An 18,318-nucleotide genomic window follows, 5' to 3' on the forward strand; every position below is an offset into this window, starting at 1 on the left:
AGCGAGTTCTTCGGATAAACGAAAGGCTGGCCGACGGTGTATTTGTAGGCCATCGCCGCCAGCGTCGGGATCTTTGCGATCATCCGCATCGAGGCGATCATGCGCTGCTGCGGATCGTTGATGTCGGTGGAGTCGTGGTAGAACGCGGCCAGCGCGCCGACCGCCGCCACCATGATCGCCATCGGATGGGCGTCGCGCCGAAAGCCCTGGAAGAAGCGCGCCATCTGCTCGTGCACCATCGTGTGATGGGTCACGCGGTAGTCGAAATCCTTCTTCTGTGCCGCGGTCGGCAGCTCCCCGTAGAGCAGGAGATAGCAGGTCTCCAGGAAGTCCCCGTGTTCGGCGATCTGCTCGATCGGGTAGCCGCGATATTCGAGAATGCCGGCGTCGCCATCGATGTAGGTGATTTTTGACTGGCAGCTCGCGGTCGAGGTGAAGCCGGGATCGTAGGTGAACATCCCGGACTGGCCATACAGTTTGCCGATGTCGATCACGTCAGGACCGACGGTGCCGCTCAGAATCGGGAGATCGTAGTTCTTGTTGCCGACGGTCAGCGTCGCGGTTTTTGTTTCGGATTTGGCGTCCATCGTCAGTCCCCGATGAGCTCGTCGCGCTTGATGGCGCGTGGTTAAGACATGGCGAGGCAGGCCGAAAAATCCAGTATGTCGCGCCGCGCAAATGGGTAACGTATTGCCCTGTGCACCGCAAGATGGGCGGAACCGCGGCCGTGAAACGACGGTTGCGGCTGGAAAACTAGGTAACCTGATCCGCGAGCCGGTCCAGGCATTCCTCGCGACCGAGCACCGCCAAGACATCGAAAATACCGGGCGATGTGGTGCGGCCGGTCAACGCCGCTCGCAGCGGTTGGGCCACCGCGCCGAGTTTCAGGTTGCTCGCCTCGGCAAAGGCGCGCATGGCGGCCTCCGTGGTCTCGCCGCTCCAGGGCGACACTTCGGCGAGCGCGTCGCGCAGGCGGCCGATCAGGGCGCGGTTTTCCGCCGTCAGCACGCCCAGAGCCTTCGGCTCGATCTCGATCGGCCGGTCGGCAAAGATGAAGTAGGAGCCGTCGATCAGCTCGATCAGGGTTTTGGCCCGCTCTTTCAGGCTCGGCATCGCCTGCAAAAGTTGCGTGCGCGTGGTCTGGTTGAGTTTTGGCTTGAGCTCCGCCCCCTTGGGCACGTAGTCCAGCACCGCCTCGAACATCTTGACCAGCGCCGCATCGTCACTGTGGCGGATATAGTGGCCGTTGAGGTTTTCCAGCTTGGCGAAATCGAAGCGGGCGGCCGAGCGGCCGATCGCGGGCAGGTCGAACGCCTCGATCATCTCCTGCGTCGAAAAGATTTCCTGGTCGCCATGGCTCCAGCCGAGTCGCACCAGGTAATTCCTGAGGGCCGCCGGCAGGTAGCCCATGGCGCGATAGGCATCGACACCGAGCGCGCCGTGGCGTTTCGACAGTTTTGAGCCGTCCGGGCCGTGGATCAGCGGGATATGGGACATGCTGGGGACGGTCCAGTCCAGCGCGTCGTAGATCTGCTTCTGGCGCGCCGCATTGATCAGATGATCGTCGCCGCGGATGATGTGGGTGACGCCCATGTCGTGGTCGTCGACGACGACGGCGAGCATGTAGGTCGGCGTGCCGTCGCCCCGCAGCAGCACGAGATCGTCGAGATTTTCGTTCTGCCAGACCACGCGGCCTTGGACCTGGTCTTCGATCACGGTCTCGCCGGTCAGCGGCGCGCGCAGGCGGATCGTCGGCTTCATGCCGGCGGGCGCGTCCTTAAGGTCGCGATCGCGCCACATCCCGTCATAGAGGCGGGTACGCCCCTCGCGGCGGGCCTTTTCGCGCATGGCGGCCAGTTCCTCTGGCGTGGCGTAACAGTGATAGGCTTTTCCGGCCGCCAGCAGTTGCTCGGCCACCTCGCGGTGGCGCGCGGCGCGGCTGAACTGGTAGATGACGTCGTCGTCCCAATCGAGCTCGAGCCATTTGAGGCCGTCCAAAATGGCGTCGATGGCCGCCTTGGTCGACCGCTCGCGGTCGGTATCCTCGATGCGCAGCAGCATCTTGCCGCCGCGCCCCCGCGCATAGAGCCAGTTGAACAGCGCGGTACGGGCGCCTCCGATGTGGAGGAAACCGGTCGGGGAGGGGGCAAAGCGCGTGACGATGGGATCGGTCATTGACGGCAAGCGTGGGCAGGTGTTCGGAAGGCGGGTGTATAGCAGGTACCGTGCATAACTAAAGCCTTCCTTGAGACAAGCGGATTTGGCAGATAGTCGATTGATTCCTGAGGGAAAGACTGATGACGACAGAGACAGTGGCGAGGGAAGCGGGACGCGATTTCATTCGTGACATCGTCCAGGCCGATCTCGACAGCGGACAGCACAAGACGATCGTGACGCGGTTTCCGCCGGAGCCGAACGGCTACCTGCATATCGGCCACGCCAAGTCGATTGCCCTGAATTTCGGCATCGCAGAGGAATTTTCGGGCCGCTGCCATCTGCGCTTCGACGACACCAATCCGACCAGGGAGGAACAGGAATATATCGACTCGATCCAGGCCGACGTGCGCTGGCTCGGCTTCGATTGGGGCAACAACCTGTTTTTTGCCTCCGACTATTTCGAACGCCTCTACGAATGGGCCGAGGGGCTGATCCTGAACGGCCTCGCCTATGTCGACGACCAGTCGCAGGACGAAATCCGCGCAAGCCGCGGCACGCTGACGGAACCCGGCCAGAACAGTCCGTTCCGCGATCGGTCCGTGGAGGAAAATCTCGACCTTTTCCGCCGCATGAAGGCCGGCGAATTTCCGAACGGCGCGCGGGTGCTGCGCGCGAAGATCGACATGTCCGCAGGCAACATCAATCTGCGCGATCCCGTGCTCTACCGCATCCTGCACGCGCATCATCCGCGCACCGGCGACACCTGGTCGATCTATCCGAGCTACGATTATGCGCATGGCCAGTCGGATGCGATCGAGGGCATCACGCACTCGATCTGCACGCTGGAGTTCGAGGACCACCGGCCGCTCTATGACTGGTTCCTGGACAAGCTGCCGGTGCCGTCGCATCCGCATCAGTACGAGTTCGCGCGCCTCAATTTGACCTACACGCTGCTCTCCAAGCGCGTGCTGACCCGCCTCGTCCAGGACGGTCACGTCTCCGGCTGGGACGATCCGCGCATGCCGACGATTGCAGGGCTGAAGCGGCGCGGCGTGCCGCCAGCGGCGATCCGCGAATTCGTGAGGCGCATTGGGGTCGCCAAGGCCAACAGCGTGGTCGATGTCGGCATGCTGGAGTTTTGTATCCGCGAGGAGTTGAACCGCACCGCGCCGCGGCGGATGGCGGTGCTGCGGCCGCTGAAGGTCGTTATCGAGAACTATCCGGAAAGGCAAAGCGAGGAGATCGAGGCGATCAATCATCCTGATGATCCCGCAGCCGGCACGCGAAAGATCGCGTTCGGCCGCGAGCTTTTCGTCGAGCAGGATGATTTTATGGAGAATCCCCCGAAGAAGTTCTTCCGGCTTTCGCCAGGCAGCGAGGTCAGGCTGCGCTATGCCTATTTCATCAAGTGCCGCGAAGCGGTCAAGAACGCAGCAGGCGAGGTGGTCGAACTGCGCTGTACCTATGATCCGGCGACGAGGGGCGGCAACGCGCCCGATGGACGGAAGGTGAAGGCGACGCTGCACTGGCTGCCGGCGGCGCAGTCGAAGGTAGCCGAGATCCGCGTCTACAATCAGCTCTTCGCGAGCCCGAGTCCCGATGCCGGCAACTTTGCCGCCGACCTCAATCCGCAGTCGCTCGAGGTCTTGAAGGACGCCCGTGTCGAGCCATCGCTGGCCGAGAGCAATTTCGACACCGCCGTGCAGTTCGAGCGGCAGGGTTATTTCGTGCGCGATCCGGATTCCACCGCGGACGGGCTGGTGTTCAACCGCACCATCGGCCTGCGCGACAGCTTTGCGAAGGAAGTCGCCAAGGGGTGAGTGCGCCGAGCTTTCCTCCGCTTTCTCGGTTTGTTCCGCTATCCCGGAGCTGACTACCTCCGGTAGCTTAACGCTCTCTGGATCTCCGGGGCGTGGGGCATATGGCGGAGCCGGGCAGAAGGCCGCGGACGCAGGGAATTGCCGGGACCTGGCCGCTCGGTGGACGGGCGCAGGCCGGCGGTTTTGCGCCAGTCGACTTCGAGGCCTGGTCGTCGTTCGTCGCCAGGCTCAAGGCGTGGATTCGCGCGGAAGCGGGCGCCGGCCGGCTTTTGCCCTGGGTGCCGGTCGCCTTCGGGGCCGGCATTGCGCTGTATTTCACGGCCGACCGCGAGCCCGTGCTGTGGGTCACGGCGCTGCCCGCATTGGTTCTGTGCGGCGTCTGCTGGCCGATGCGGCGGCACCGGCTGTTCGCGGTCGCCGTCCTGCTCGCGGCAGTGGCATCGGGCTTTGCGACCGCGACCTTCCGGACCGCCCACGTTGGCCACACCGTGCTGGCGCGGCCGCTCTATTCGGTCGCGCTGTCGGGCTTTGTCGAGACGCGCGATATCCGCGAGAAGACCGACCGTTTCGTGCTGCGCGTGACGGCGATGGAAAGCCAGCGCGGGCATGTGACGCTCGACCGCGTCAGGCTATCGGTTAAAAAGGGGACCGCACCCGACGTCGGCAGTTTCGTCGAGCTAAAGGCGCGGCTGATGCCGCCGCTCGCGCCGCTTCGCCCGGGGTCCTACGACTTCGCCCGCGACCTGTTTTTTCAGGGCATCGGCGCCTCAGGCTTTGCGATGGGTGCGATCAGGACTGCCGCGCCGCCCGAGAGCGGCGGCCTCGCGCTGCGCTATGCGGCCCTCATGCAGAACCTGCGCGATGCGATCGACGCCCGCATCCGCACCCGGCTCGATGGCGACGAGCGGGCAATCGCGACCGCGCTCCTGACCGGGCGGCGCGATGCGATCACCGAGCCCGTCAATGATGCAATGTTCATCTCGGGGCTCGGCCACGTGCTGTCGATCTCCGGCTATCACATGGCCGTGGTCGCCGGCGTCGTCTTCTTTGCCGTGCGCGCGCTGCTCGCGCTGTTTCCCGCGCTGACCGTCGGTTTTCCGATCAAGAAGTGGGCGGCCGCCGCGGCGCTCGCCGCATCCGCCTTCTATCTGCTGCTGTCGGGCGCCGAGGTCGCGACGCAAAGATCATTCTACATGACGGCGGTCGTCCTGATCGCGGTGATCGTCGATCGCCGCGCCATCACCTTCCGCACGCTGGCGCTGGCCGCGATGATCGTGCTCGTGATCGCGCCGGAGGCGCTGGTGCATCCGAGTTTCCAGATGTCGTTCGCGGCGACGCTCGGCCTGGTCGCGCTGGTGCAGTTCGGCATGCCGCGGCTGCTTGCCTCCGCCGACAGCTCCACGACGGCGCGGGTGGCGCTGTGGAGCGGGCGGGAACTCATGATGCTGCTGTTCGCCTCGCTGGTGGCGGGGCTTGCGACCACGCCCTATGCGGCCTTTCATTTCCACCGCGTGACGCCTTACGGCGTGCTCGCCAATCTCGCGGCAATGCCGGTGGTCTCGGCGGTGGTGATGCCTGCGGGAATCATCGGGCTGCTCGCCATGCCATTCGGCTTCGACGGGGTGTGCTGGCAAGCGATGGGCCTCGGCATCGACTGGATGATCGCGGTGACGCGGTGGGTTGCGGCGCTCCCCGGGGCGGTCGGACGCGTCGCCGGGTTCGGCGCCGGTCCCCTCATCCTCGCGAGCCCTGGCCTCATCCTGCTCGGCTTGCTGCGCACACCGCTGCGCTGGTCGGGCGCGGCCTTGCTCGCGCTGGCGGTCGTGTGGGCCGCGGCTACGCCCCGGCCGGATATCCTGATCTCCGGCGATGGGCACAACGTCGCCGTGCGGGGCCGGGATGGGCAATTGCATCTGATGCGGACCAGCAAGGACGCCTTCCTGTTCAAGGAATGGCTGGCGGCGGATGCGGACGCGCGCGGCGTGACCGATCCGTCACTCTCGAGCGGCGTCTCCTGCGACGAAGCGGGTTGCGTGGTGCCGAAGGCCGACGGCGCGCTGGTCGCGCTCAGCCTGCGCGCCGACGCGCTGGCCGATGACTGCGCGCGGGCCGCACTCGTCGTCAGTGCGCGGCAAGCGCCCGCGTCCTGCGCCGCCTCGGTGATCGGCCGCGAGCGCGTGCATCGGGAGGGCGCGCTGGCGCTGCGGCAGCGGGGCGATGGCTTTGTCGTGGACGCGGTCAGGCCGCGCGGCATGGACCGGCCCTGGTCGCCGGCGACGGGCGCTGGCGCAGAGACCGATACGTCGTTTATTCCGAAAGCTTCGGCGCCGCGCGGGCCGGACGCGACACCCTCCGAGGCCGACCTTCAAGCGGACGACTAGAGCTGTTGAGACCCATTACGGCTGTTGATCCGCGTGATCCGCAGATGATTCCGCGATGTCGAACGTGCCGAGCCGGAATTCATCCGGCGCGTCGGCGTCGGACGCAACCTCGACGAGCGTGAACGACGCGTCCGGATAGCGCTCCCATACCGCAAGATCGTCGGACGTGACGGTGAGCCAGCCGAACGTGAACATGTAGCGCCCGGGTTTGGTGACCCGACCGGCCTTCTGCCAGGTAATCTTGTTGACCACGAAACTGTTGACCGAGGGGTATCACCCCTCGGCGAACAGCGAGACATCGCCGAGGGCAGAAAATTGCTGTCGAAGCCTTGAGCCGCCGAACTTATCCGATCGGTGTCCGTTCGACAACCGGAGCAGCCGGCGTCTGATGCTTGTGCTCGACGGGCGCATGCGTGACGGGCAACTGCAGCACGGTTACCCGCTGTCCTTCGCAGAGTTGCGTCACCAGCACATAGCTGCCATCGGCGAATTCCACCGCGTCATGATGCCGGTAGGGTATGTCGCGATCGATCTGGTTGAATTTCCCGACGCGCGAATCGATCGTCTTGGTCCAGATCCAACGGTTATCGTACCGGACGTTGTCGGCGAATGCGAGTTCGGTGCCGGGCAGCATGCACACCGCGACATTGAGATCGGTCTCGGAGGCAAAGCCGCGTGTCGCGGTGCCGCGGAATGTCGTGGTTACCAAGGTTTCTCCAACTTTGGCCGGGCGCGTCGCGACGGCGTGTAAGCTATAGTCACACATTGGTCTGCTCCTCGTTCTCGATAGAGCCAGCGCCCTGAGAGGCACCGCCTCTATCAGTGGACAATAAGCGCGCTATTGTTCGCTTCATTATGGGCAATTCTACGATCAATGCGCGCAACCGTTCGATCACAAATGCGTGGACGTTCTTTGTGCCTGCGTGCGGCTGTGAGCGCAAAGGTCTAGGCTGTTTGCGTGGCTAAGGGCTGATCTCGCTGGAATCGATACGCCTCTTGCTCGAAAGGCGTTTCGATGAAATGGGAGCTTTGTCGCGCCGGTCTCGCGAGCGAAGAGCGCACGCGAACACCCGTCGCAAGATGAGCGCGGCGCTGCTCGCAAGCAACAACTCAGGATCCCGCGATTGTTTTCATTCGTGCGACGATGAGTCACGCTTTGGTGAGGCGCGGCCAGGACCGAACGTGCCCGGCAATCACTCAAAGTCGTTGCGACGCGCTGGCCGCGATCGCGACCGACTGATTATGAGTTCTGCTTGAAGATCCGTCGGCGCGGCGGGTGAACGCCAAGCGCGGTAACCGCATGGTTCACTTGATGAGACGAGTGCCCCCACCTCAGCCCTCCCCCGCAGGCGGGTCGCAGGCCGGGGAGGGAGCCCTCACCGATGCGGCACTCAATTCAACCTTGGCTCATCGCGCTGTACTGGCAGCATCACGCAGCGCGGCTGCACCAGCTGCAGGGCTGGCGCATCGCAGAAAACGAATTCTCCCGGCAGTCCCGCTCAATACTTTCGATATAGGCCGACCAGCTTGCCTTGAATTTTGACCCGGTTCGGCGGCAGGATGCGCACCTCATAGGCCGTGTTCGCCGGCTCGAGCGCAATGGATGCGCCGCGGCGGCGGAAACGTTTTAGGGTTGCTTCCTCCTCGTCGATCAGCGCGACCACGATGTCGCCGGTCTCGGCGGTCTCGTTGCGCTGGATCAGCGCCATGTCGCCATCGAGAATGCCCGCATCGACCATCGAATCGCCGCGCACTTCGAGCGCATAGTGCTCACCCGAGCCGAGCATGTCCGGGGGCACGCTGATGGTGTGGCTGCGCGTCTGCAGGGCCTCGATCGGCGTGCCCGCCGCGATGCGGCCCATCACCGGTACGGCCACCGGGCGTTCGCCGCTGTCATCCGCGCCGGCGCTGGCCGCGCGCACCTTGCCGAGATTGCCCTCGATGACGCTCGGCGTAAAACCGCGACGGCTGGAGCCACCAGCCGCCGAAAGCTCGGGCAGCTTGATCACCTCGATGGCGCGCGCCCGGTTCGGCAGGCGGCGGATGAAGCCGCGTTCTTCGAGCGCGGTGATCAGCCGGTGAATGCCGGACTTCGAGCGCAGATCAAGCGCGTCCTTCATCTCGTCGAAGGAGGGAGGGACGCCGGCCTCTTTGAGCCGCTCATTGATGAAACGCAGAAGTTCGTACTGTTTGCGCGTGAGCATCGCGATCAAGTCCCCCGGTTGATGCCGTCCTGAAAATGTTCGAAATCGCTTATCGAGCAGGCTTGCCGAGGCTACCTGCAACCAGCGCTCGAAACAAATCATGAACGAACACTATATGTTCGGTATGTGTTCCGCAACTCCTTAATTTGCGGTGAACGCGGTAAATGTCGCGCGCCAACGCGAAGCGGGCGGTCCGATTATACCGACGTCTGAAATCGGGCCGAACGTATCGTCGATGACTGCCGGTGCGAGCCGGGCATGTCGCAGATGTGCCTGTGCCGCAGCCGGATCGACGAAACTGCGACCCCGCAACGGCCGCGCGGAACTGGCATCGTGCGGCCGCGAATCGTCCGTTCGGATCTCATCGCGCTCGCAAAGCCAGTTCGGCGCGCGCACCGCTGCGCTGAGCGCGTCCCGCGATGGCGGCATGCGCGAATCAGCACCGGTCAATGCGGTGCGATTAATGCACCGCGGCGTACAGAATCTTGTCCTGGGTGGCCTCGGCCGCGTTGAACTCGGCGACAATGCGGCCCGTGCGGGCCACCAGGATACGGTCGGAGACCGCGAGAATTTCGGGCAGATAGGACGAGATCACCACCACGGCTTTGCCCTCGTCGGCGAGGCGGCGGATCTCGGCATGGATATGGGGAATGGTGCCGACGTCGACGCCGCGCGTCGGCTCGTCGAAAATGACGATCGAGGGATCCTGGCCGAGCGATTTGGCCAGCACCACCTTCTGCTGGTTGCCGCCGGACAGTTCGACAATTTTCGCCTTGCGCTGCAGCGCGTTGATCTTGAGCCGCTCGACCCAGTAGTTGGCCAGTTTCGAGCGGCGGGCGCGCGACAGCAGGAAGCTGAAACCTAATCTTGTGGCGAGCTTGCCGATATAGACGTTGTCGTCGACGATCATGGTTTCGAAGAAGCCGTTGGCCTTGCGGTCCTCGGTGATGTAGGCGATGCCATCGTCGATCGCCTGCCGCGGCACGCGGTAGCGGATCGGCTTGCCGCGCAGCCGGATCGTGCCGCCATTGACCAGATTGCGCTTGAGCGCCCCGAAGATGATTTTTGCGATCTCGGTGCGGCCTGACCCGATCAGGCCGGCGATGCCGACCACTTCGCCGGCATAGACCGAGAACGACATGTTCTTGACCACCATGCCCATGGTGACGTTCTCGACCGTCAGCACTTTCTCGCGGCGCTGGTTGGCCGCCTTGCTGCGCTGATAGATCCCCTGCGCCACCTGGCGGCCGACCATGTGCTGCACCAGCGCGTCGCGGTTGAGCGATTTCGCCGGCGCCGTGATCACCAGCCGCCCGTCGCGGAGCACGGTGATGCGGTCGGCGATCTGCAGCGATTCTTCCAGCGCGTGCGAGATGTAGATGATGGCAACGCCGCGCGCGCGCAGGTCGCGGACCAGATGGAAGAAGTGCACGATCTCTTCCGGCGTCAGGCTTGCCGTCGGCTCGTCAAAGATGATGATGCGCGCCTTGTTGTAGATCGCGCGCGCGATCTCGACCATCTGCTTCTTGGCGGTGCCGAGCAGAGCGACGGGCGTCGCCGGGTCGACGTGGAAATTGAGCGATTGCAAAAGCTGCTGCGCCTGGATGTTCAGGGTGCGAAAACGCGTCAGCAGTTTTTCGTTGCCGAGCTCGATGTTCTGGGCCGCCGTCATGGTCGGGACCAGGCTGGTCTCCTGATAGACCATGCAGATGCCGGCCGCGAGCGCATCGCGCGGCTGCCCGAAATCGACGCGGCGGCCATCGACATGGATGTCGCCCGACGTGAGCTGGATCGCGCCGGCGATCGCCTTGCACAGCGTCGATTTTCCGGCGCCGTTCTCGCCGACCAGCGCATGGACCTCGCCGGCGAAGAGATCGAAGTCAATACCCTCGATGGCGTGGACGCCGCCGTAGATCTTGGCTCCGCCGGTGACCTGCAGCACCGGTTTGCGGGTCTGATCGGCGGCACCGGTCGCGTTGGCAAGCGTGGCGGTGTCGTTCATCAAAATTCTCCCGGTGCGAGCAGGAGGCAGCCTGCGCCTCGGCTTGCAATCACCGCGCCTTGCGGTGTTGCGCAGGCACCGGTGATGCCGTGGAAGCGGCCGCCGGCGCGGCTATGAATGCTGTCGGTCGCTTCGCCATCGCCGTCCAGATGGACAAGCAACCCATAGGAGCGCGGCGGTGCCCACGGCTTCTGAATGCCGAGCGCCTTGACGCCCCCAATCTGCATCGGCTCGAGACAATCGGCCCCGCCCGCATAGGCCGGTGCGATCCAGTAGTCGGGCGGCATGCCGGCGATCATCTCCTGACGGAAATCGTCCTCTTTCAGCACGAACTCGATCAGATGGGTGCGGCGCGCGAACAGGCCGAGATAGAACCCTCCGCGCCCGTCCGATTTGAGCCGGGCTGGATAGCCGGGCAGGTTGCGCTGGATGACGATGGGGTGTCCTGCTCCGCTGCCAGACAGCGCCATGCGGCTGATCCGGTGGGCCCAGCTCTCGGTGAACCAGAGTTCGCTGCGATTGGGCGCAATCGCGATCCCATAGGGATAGTGCAGGCCTTGCAGCAGCGTCGCCGGCGATCCCAGCGACGCGTCGCAGGCGATCAGGCGGCCGTGGTGCCGCTTTTCCATCAGGTCGCGGCGCCAGGCGTCAGGCGGGCGGCCGCTTGAGCCCTCGACGGCGAAGATGCGGCCGTCTGCGCTCGCCGCGACCGATGTCAGCCCGGCCAGCATCTGACCATCGACCGCGTTGAGCCAGTGCGGGTTTGGTCGGGCAGGATCAAGCGCGACCAGCCCGCGTCCGGCGACACAGACGAGCAGCCGCCCATCGGGATGAACCGCAAGCCCCCCGGCGTCGCCCTCGAACTCGGCCACGACCGCGCGTGATGCAAAACCGTCGCCCGACAGTCGGAGAACGCATTTTCCCGCGGAAACGAACAGGGCGCCATCGGCCGCGGCAACGACATCGTCGAGGCCGGGCAGGGGATCGCCGATGACGGTGCAGGCATCGAGCCGGTCGTTCGGGCTGAGCGCGCCGTCGAGCGGCGGGATCGCGTTGTCTTCGCCGTCGCGGTTGATGACGCTGCGGATGTCGCGGAGAAAATGGTCGAACAGTCCCACGGCCTACCCCGTCACCTTGCTTTTCGCGCCCCAATAGGCATCGTAGCCGCACCAGCTCTCGTCGGCGCCATCGAGCTTGATGCGCCCGATCCGGTTGTTCTCGAGGCCGCCGAGATAGAGATAGCCCTTGTGCTCGCGCATCGAGGTCAGCGTCGAATGCGAGATGCCGGTCGGATCCCACCAGGACTCCAGGGCCTCGCCCTGCTCGTTGAATTTCAGCACGCAGCCGTGATTGAGCGCCGGCGCCAGCCACTCGTCCGTCGGCACCTGCTTGACCATGCGAAGGCGGAAACCCGGCTTGCGCGCCGCGAGGTCGAAGGTCGGCGTGCGAATGCCGACCAGCGCCAGCCAGTAATTGCCATCGGAGGCGCGGTTGATGTTGTCGGGATTACCCGGCAGCTCGTCGATCAGGATCTCGGTCTGGCCCCGCTTTGGGCCTGCAAGCCAGTAGCGAAAGATCTTGCATAGCGAAGTCGAGGCGATCAGCAGCGATTTTCCGTCGTGGGAGACACAGACCCCGTTCGGGAAATAGAAATGGTTGATGATGGTGCGCGTGGTCTTCGTCTTGGGATCGTAGCAGACCATGCGGCCGTTCGGACGGGCCTCCAAAATGTCGAGCGTGTTGGTCGTCATCTCGTAGCGCGTGGTGCAATCGGAAAAATAGATTTTTCCGTCGGGGCCGATGTCGAGATCGTCGGCCATGCGGAGGCGGGAATCGTCGTTCAGCTTATACCAGGTGCGGTTGGTCTCGTCGGTGACCTTGAACACCTCGCCATCCGGCTTGACACCATAGACGCCCATGCCCGCAACGGCGACGATCAAGTTCTCGTCGCGGTCGAACTGCATGCCGAGCGGCCGGCCGCCGATATGGGCGAACACTTCGCGCTTTTCGAAATTGGGGCCGGAGAAGCGGATGATGTTGCCGTCGCGGGTCGAGCCGTAGAGGCGGTCCTGGCGGTCGAGGATGACGTCCTCCGGCCCCTCGACCTGGTTGAGCCCGATCGCCTGGGCGTTGATGAGGCGGTCGTTCTGCGCATAGGGCGAGGCCGCGCCTACCTGCACCGAGGGCGCCGGCGAGAGCGCGACAAAGGCGGGATTGACGTAGATCTTCTGGATCGCCTTGCCACGGTTCTTGGCCCATTTGACATCGATGCCGACGGCGGCGAGGAGGATGATGCCGATGACGGCCGAGGTCACGTAGCCGGGGATGCCCATCCGCACCAGGCCGTTGATCAAGAGGAAGACGATCAGGGCGCCGATCATCGCGCGCCAGACCGTGCCCTTGCCGCCGGCGAGCGAGACGCCGCCGAGCACGACCGCGGTCAGGGCCTGGAACTCCCAGCCCACGCCGGTCGTCGAGTCGGTGGAGGATTGCCGCGCCGCGTAGAAGATGCCGCTGGCCGCGCACAGCACGCCCGAGAGAACATAGGTGAAGAACAGGATCAGCCGGACGCGGATGCCGGCATGCCGCGCCGCCTTGCGGCTGGCGCCGATTGCCGTGAGATGCCAGCCATAACGCGAGCGCGACAGGAAGATGTGGCAGACCAGCAGCACGACGAAGAGCGTCGCGGCATTGATCGGGATGCCGAGCACGCTGCCGACGCCGAGAAAATCCCAGGCATCGCTGTCGACCGAGTTGGTGGCGAACACCTGGGCGTAGCTGGTGTTGAGGAGGTTGACGCAGGCGCGCAGGATGATCAGCATCACCAGCGTAGTCAGGAACGGCCGCGTCTTCAAGAAGCCGATCAGGAGCCCGTTGACGCTGCCGAGCGCGGCGCCAACCGCAAGCGTCGCCGGGATCGCGAGGGACACGGGAAGCTCGAGCACGAACAGGAAGTACAGCGCCGAGAAATTGCAGAACGCAAAGATGGCGCCGACCGAGAGATCGATGCCGCCGCTGATCAGGCAAAACCCCATCGCGAGCGCGACGAAACCGAACTCGGCGAACAGGCGCAGCAGCGACAGCGTGTTCTGGATCGTAGCGTAGTCCGGGATCGTGAGCGCGAAATAGAGCCAGAGAGCGATCATGACCGTGAACGGAATCACGGGCTCGAACCACTGCTTCAACAGCAGCTCTGACAGGAGCAGGCGCGGCGAGAAGCGCCGCACCGAGGCGGTCCATGAATCCGCAGCCATCGACATCGGAAAAGCCCTCCCGGTCACAACGCGCGAACTGCCGGCCCGCATTTGTCGCAGGCCGGCGCGACCCACGTCCCAGACTACTTCTTCGGAAGGGCGAAGCAGTTGGCGCCGCTGGCGTTGCTCTTATCGAGCCAGATCGGCCGGGTGTAATATTCGAGATGTTTTGTGCCGGGCTTGTCGCCGGACTCCAGCAGGGTCTGCGCCGCGAACATCAGGTCGTGGCCCTGTTCGGTCGCCTTGTAGCTCAGGAACTTGTAAAAATTGCCCTGATTGAGCTGGTCGCAATCGAGCTGCGAGCCTTCGCCCGAGGCATAGATCTTCACGTCGTCGATCTTGTTCGCATTGCGGATCGCCTGCGCCGCACCGGACTGCATGATGCCCCAGAAGCCGACGCTGGCGCAGAGATCCGGGTGCTGCTGAATGACGGTCGCGGTGATGTTGATTGCGGTGTTGGTGTCCCAGTTGGCGGCCTGGTTGGACACGACCTTGATCGCCGAATCCTTGCCAAACACCTCCATGATGCCGGCGACCTGGTCGACGCTGGCGGCCGCGGTGAGCTCGCCCTGGATGATCTGGACCTTGCCCGATTTGCCCGAGCCGGAGCCGCACTGCTTGACCACGTCGGTCGCCAGCATCTTGCCGATCTCGTTCCAGTCGGCGCCGACGAAGGCGCCGGACTTGTAGTTCGACGACATGTTGATCTGGATGACATGCGTGCCCTGGCTCTCGGCCCGCTTGAGGTCCTTCATCAGCAGCGTGACGCTCGGATTCTGCACGATCAGCACGTCGGGCTTCTGGTCGACCAGCGCGGTCAACGCCTGCTGCATGGCGGAGGGATTGTTGTTGGGATCGCGCACGATGTATTTCATGCCGCGCCACTCGGCCTCCTCCTGCACCACGCGGCCCCATTCGTCGGACAGCGGCACGCCGAGGGCAATCGGCAGATAGGCGATGCTCTTGCCCTTCAACGACTTGTCGTAGTCGGCGCGGAGTTCGCGCGCGGTCTTGGTGCCGCCTTCCTCCTGCGCAGACGCCATCAATGGCAGCGCTGCGAGTGCGAGCCCCGCAACCGCTGCCGTCCACGCTTTCGAGACCTTGCTCATGATTTCCTCCCGGTTTCTCGATGTGAAAGCTTCTTGAATTTCCGATCAGTCGCCTTGTCGCGCTGTTTCCTCGTCGCGGGGATGCAAAAAATTGTCGAGCACGATGGCCGCGAGCAGCACGATGCCCTTGATGATGTTCTGCACCTCGTTGTTGACGTCCATGATGGTGAAGGCGTTGAGCAGGATGCCGATCAGCACGCAGCCGACGACCACGCTGAACACGCTGCCACGGCCGCCGACCAGACTGATGCCGCCGATCACCACCACCAGCACCACGTCGTAGATCATCGTGCCCTGGATGATCATCATCTGCATGCTGCCGGTGGTGCCGACCCAGACCAGGCCCGCGATCCAGGCGAGCAGGGCGACCAGGACGTGCTCGAGCACGATCAGCGGCCGCAGCGCAACGCCGGACAGCCGCGCGGCTTCCGGGTTGTCGCCCTGGGCGTAGATGAAACGACCGGTCGAGGTTTTCGACAGGAACAGATGCATGACGATCGCCGCGCCCGCGAACACGAAGATCGGCACGGGAATCCCGAACAGCTGTCCGCCACCGAGATACATCAGCGCCGGCGCGTCCTTCGGCGCATAGAGCACCCAGGCCGGCGCGAAGGAGAACGCAAGCCCGTAGATCACAAAGCCCGCCGCGAGGGTGACGAACAGCGCCGGCGCCTCGACGAAAGCGACCATGATGCCGTTGACGATACCGATTGCGAGCGCGATCGCGAGTGCAATCAGACAGGCCCAGCCGATCGGCAGGCCCTTCTGCATTTCAATGAGAGCGATCGCCCAGGAGCCGGCCATGATCGCGACTTCGCTCAAATCGATGCCGCGGCTGATCACGATCAGTCCCATGCCCAGGCCAAGGATGCCGAGGATCGAGATGCTGCGCAGCAGGTTGAGCAGATTAGAGAGCGTCGCAAAACCGTGCAAAGTGAGGCCGAAGCCGATCAGCAGCGCGATCGTGATCAACAGAACGATCTGCTCCTGGTTGGGCTTGGCCAGGTTCAGGCGAAGGCGGGACGTGCGCGGCGGGGCAAGAGGCGAGTCAAAGGCCACGGCAGCTCCGCGACGCAGCGTGGCGCTGCCTTAGTGGTGGACGAGGCCGCGACCTTGCGCATCACATCCCTCCCAAGTTTTTTGTTGGGATCAACCTTCCACGGGATGGCGGCGCTCGTCAAATATCAAATGAAGTGCGGCGCGTGCGGTGATGCTGAAACCAAACAATGCGATTCGGTCGACGTACGAGACGTGCAGGCCTCGATCGCGATCGTCAGCGAGCGCCCATGTATGCCACGACGAGCGTTTGAAACTAAGTTTCAAATCGCATCGCAACGGTAGGATGATGAGATGCGTTTCAATGCGCGATGCACACTATCGGCGTTATCGCGATAGGCGGTGTAGCACTGGCCCTTCCACGTCGTCATGGCCGGGCTTGTCCCGGCCATCCACGTCTTAGACCCAAAAAGGAAGAAAGACGTGGATGCCCGGCACAAGGCCGGGCATGACGACTGTTGGGATTGCTTATTCCGGCAGCCGCAAAATCTGGCAGGGTGAGCCGGCCTTAGCCGCCGGCGCGAACGGCGGACGGATCACCAGCGCCTGTGCTGAAGCGAGAAAGCCGAGCAGGGACGAGTCCTGGTGCGTGACCGGCGTCGCAATCCATGCGCCGTCCGCGCGCCGTTCGAGGCGTGCGCGCAGATAGTCCTCGCGCAGATCGTTGGCGTCGAGGTCGCGGCCGAGCACGGCCTGCTCGCGGGCATCGTGAAGCACGCGGGCGCCGGACAGCGCCCGGATCAGCGGCACCAGGAACAACAGGCTGCAGACATAGGAGGAGACGGGATTGCCGGGCAGGCCGATCACGCGCATCGCGCCGAGCCGCCCGTGCATCATCGGCTTGCCCGGCCGCATCGCGATCTTCCAGAAGGCGATTGTCACGCCTTCGGCCTCCAGGGATTCCTTGACCAGATCGTGATCGCCGACGGAGGCGCCGCCGGTGGTGATGAGAATGTCGGCCGCTGCGTCACGCGCCTGACGGATTCCTGCCGTGGTTGCCGCTGTCGTGTCGGCGGCGACGCCGAGATCGATCGTCTCGGCGCCCTCGGCGCGCGCCAGCGCCCGCAGCGCATAGCCATTGGAATAGACGATCTGCCCGGGCCCGGGGATGCTTCCGGGCATCACCAGTTCGTCGCCAGTGGCGAGCAGGGCCACTTTCGGCCGCCGCCGCACCGGGAGTTTTGGATAGTTCATGCTGGCGGCGAGCGACAGATCGCGGTCGCTGAGGCGCCTGCCGGCTTTCAGCAGCACGTCGCCCTCGCGGAAATCGACGCCGGCGGGACGGATGTGGCGTCCGGGCCTCGCCGCTTCCGTAATCCTGATCGTGCTGCCGTCGGCGATGGTGTCTTCCTGGATCACGACGGCGTCGGCCCCTTTCGGAATGACGCCGCCGGTGAAGATGCGGGCGGCTTCGGCGGGGCCGATCGCACGGTCGAACGGCCGGCCGGCTGCGACCTCGCCGATGACCGTGAGCCGCGCGTCGGGCTTGGTGGCATCCTGCGAGCGCACGGCATAGCCGTCCATCGCCGACATCGCCTCCGGCGGCTGGGTACGGAGCGCCGCCACATCGCGTGCCAGAATGCGGTGGTAGGCCGCATCGAGTGCGATCATCTCCTCGGGAAGCGGCTCGCTGCCTGCAAGGATGGCGGCAATCGCATCGGCAACCGGCATCAAGCCCACGGCAAGACTCCCAAATTCATCTGGCTAGATCCCGAGTGCGGCGAGCGCATCCGCGACGTCCTCGGATGACCTGACATGGACGGCCTGAAGGCCGCAGGCCCGCGCCCCCCTGACGTTCTCGGCGCTATCGTCGAAGAACAGGATGCGCGAGGCCGGCACGCCGATCGCCTCCACCACGTGATCATAGGCGGCCTTGTCCGGTTTTCTTAAGCCGATCGTGGAGGACAGATAGACCTCACGAAAATGGCCGAGGAGGGGGGCATAGGCAACGGTGAAATGTGCGACATGCGCACCGTTGGTGTTGGAGAAGGCGTAGAGCGGGAGGTGGTTTGCGGCGCGCGCCAGGTGATCCGCGATATCAGGCATTTCGCCGGCGAAGATCGCGTTCCATCCTTCCAGGAATTGCGCGTCGGAAATCGCAATCCCGAGCGCTGCGCGCAGCGTCGCAAAATAGTCGGAGTCGCTGATCTGCCCGGTCTCATGCAGCCGATAGGCTTCATCGCGCACGAAGCGGGTGAGGATGTCTGACGGTGCGCAGCCGGCGTGGCCGGCCCATGTGGCAATCGCCCTGGCAAAATCGATGTCGAGCACCACGCGTCCGAGATCGAACAGCAGCGCGTCGGCGGAGCCCTTGGCGAGAGGTGCTGATGGCATC

At 64.4% G+C, this 18,318-nt stretch carries 14 protein-coding genes; 2 read left to right on the top strand and 12 right to left on the bottom strand.

What is annotated here, in order from left to right:
* Positions 1-587: citrate/2-methylcitrate synthase (locus JOZ76_RS15140; protein WP_291699425.1), on the bottom strand; the 587-nt coding region annotated here is incomplete at its 3' end.
* Positions 588-753: 166 nt separating this feature from the next.
* Positions 754-2,175, bottom strand: coding sequence for a glutamate--tRNA ligase (gene gltX / locus JOZ76_RS15145; RefSeq protein WP_291699426.1), 1,422 nt, complete (start codon positions 2,173-2,175; stop codon positions 754-756).
* A 122-nt stretch (positions 2,176-2,297) separates the two neighbouring features.
* Between gltX and JOZ76_RS15150 the strand changes: the two genes are divergently transcribed.
* Complete coding sequence (locus tag JOZ76_RS15150) at positions 2,298-3,977, top strand: glutamine--tRNA ligase/YqeY domain fusion protein (RefSeq protein ID WP_291699427.1); 1,680 nt, start codon at positions 2,298-2,300, stop codon at positions 3,975-3,977.
* A gap of 101 nt (positions 3,978-4,078) precedes the next feature.
* The gene (locus JOZ76_RS15155) at positions 4,079-6,358 is read left to right on the top strand and encodes a ComEC/Rec2 family competence protein (RefSeq protein ID WP_291699428.1); all 2,280 of its coding nucleotides are present in this window, start codon (positions 4,079-4,081) and stop codon (positions 6,356-6,358) included.
* A 15-nt stretch (positions 6,359-6,373) separates the two neighbouring features.
* Here JOZ76_RS15155 and JOZ76_RS15160 read toward each other — a convergent pair whose 3' ends face one another.
* From JOZ76_RS15160 to JOZ76_RS15205, 10 genes are all read right to left on the bottom strand, one after another.
* A complete protein-coding gene (locus tag JOZ76_RS15160; RefSeq protein ID WP_291699429.1) occupies positions 6,374-6,610 on the bottom strand; it encodes a hypothetical protein in 237 nt (78 codons plus the stop codon).
* 91 nt (positions 6,611-6,701) lie between these two features.
* The gene (locus JOZ76_RS15165) at positions 6,702-7,124 is read right to left on the bottom strand and encodes a hypothetical protein (protein ID WP_291699430.1); all 423 of its coding nucleotides are present in this window, start codon (positions 7,122-7,124) and stop codon (positions 6,702-6,704) included.
* Between the two features lie 733 nt (positions 7,125-7,857).
* Positions 7,858-8,562, bottom strand: coding sequence for a transcriptional repressor LexA (lexA, locus tag JOZ76_RS15170; protein WP_291699431.1), 705 nt, complete (start codon positions 8,560-8,562; stop codon positions 7,858-7,860).
* A 460-nt stretch (positions 8,563-9,022) separates the two neighbouring features.
* Entirely contained in the window at positions 9,023-10,564 is a 1,542-nt protein-coding gene (locus JOZ76_RS15175) for a sugar ABC transporter ATP-binding protein (protein ID WP_291699432.1), read from the bottom strand.
* The gene (locus JOZ76_RS15180; protein ID WP_291699433.1) at positions 10,564-11,682 is read right to left on the bottom strand and encodes an SMP-30/gluconolactonase/LRE family protein; all 1,119 of its coding nucleotides are present in this window, start codon (positions 11,680-11,682) and stop codon (positions 10,564-10,566) included. The genes JOZ76_RS15175 and JOZ76_RS15180 overlap by 1 nt, the downstream gene beginning before the upstream one ends.
* A 3-nt stretch (positions 11,683-11,685) precedes the next feature.
* Positions 11,686-13,824, bottom strand: a complete 2,139-nt coding sequence (locus tag JOZ76_RS15185; RefSeq protein ID WP_291699434.1) for an ABC transporter permease — start codon at positions 13,822-13,824, stop codon at positions 11,686-11,688.
* Positions 13,825-13,901: 77 nt separating this feature from the next.
* Entirely contained in the window at positions 13,902-14,927 is a 1,026-nt protein-coding gene (locus JOZ76_RS15190) for a sugar ABC transporter substrate-binding protein (protein ID WP_291699435.1), read from the bottom strand.
* Positions 14,928-14,972: 45 nt separating this feature from the next.
* Entirely contained in the window at positions 14,973-15,986 is a 1,014-nt protein-coding gene (locus JOZ76_RS15195; protein ID WP_291699436.1) for an ABC transporter permease, read from the bottom strand.
* A 465-nt stretch (positions 15,987-16,451) separates the two neighbouring features.
* Entirely contained in the window at positions 16,452-17,663 is a 1,212-nt protein-coding gene (locus JOZ76_RS15200; RefSeq protein WP_291699437.1) for a molybdopterin molybdotransferase MoeA, read from the bottom strand.
* Positions 17,664-17,687: 24 nt separating this feature from the next.
* Positions 17,688-18,317, bottom strand: coding sequence for an HAD-IA family hydrolase (locus JOZ76_RS15205; protein ID WP_291699438.1), 630 nt, complete (start codon positions 18,315-18,317; stop codon positions 17,688-17,690).
* Position 18,318 lies beyond the last annotated feature (1 nt).

This window comes from Bradyrhizobium sp. (assembly GCF_019244115.1).
GTDB lineage: Bacteria > Pseudomonadota > Alphaproteobacteria > Rhizobiales > Xanthobacteraceae > Bradyrhizobium.

Excerpts from the sequence above, each read along its gene's own strand:
- lexA (WP_291699431.1), bottom strand. The coding sequence starts at position 8,562 with ATGCTCACGCGCAAACAGTACGAACTTCTGCGTTTCATCAATGAGCGG.
- JOZ76_RS15175 (WP_291699432.1), bottom strand. The coding sequence starts at position 10,564 with ATGAACGACACCGCCACGCTTGCCAACGCGACCGGTGCCGCCGATCAG.
- JOZ76_RS15205 (WP_291699438.1), bottom strand. The coding sequence starts at position 18,317 with ATGCCATCAGCACCTCTCGCCAAGGGCTCCGCCGACGCGCTGCTGTTC.
- JOZ76_RS15185 (WP_291699434.1), bottom strand. The coding sequence starts at position 13,824 with ATGTCGATGGCTGCGGATTCATGGACCGCCTCGGTGCGGCGCTTCTCG.
- JOZ76_RS15155 (WP_291699428.1), top strand. The coding sequence starts at position 4,079 with ATGGCGGAGCCGGGCAGAAGGCCGCGGACGCAGGGAATTGCCGGGACC.
- JOZ76_RS15150 (WP_291699427.1), top strand. The coding sequence starts at position 2,298 with ATGACGACAGAGACAGTGGCGAGGGAAGCGGGACGCGATTTCATTCGT.
- JOZ76_RS15190 (WP_291699435.1), bottom strand. The coding sequence starts at position 14,927 with ATGAGCAAGGTCTCGAAAGCGTGGACGGCAGCGGTTGCGGGGCTCGCA.
- JOZ76_RS15165 (WP_291699430.1), bottom strand. The coding sequence starts at position 7,124 with ATGTGTGACTATAGCTTACACGCCGTCGCGACGCGCCCGGCCAAAGTT.
- gltX (WP_291699426.1), bottom strand. The coding sequence starts at position 2,175 with ATGACCGATCCCATCGTCACGCGCTTTGCCCCCTCCCCGACCGGTTTC.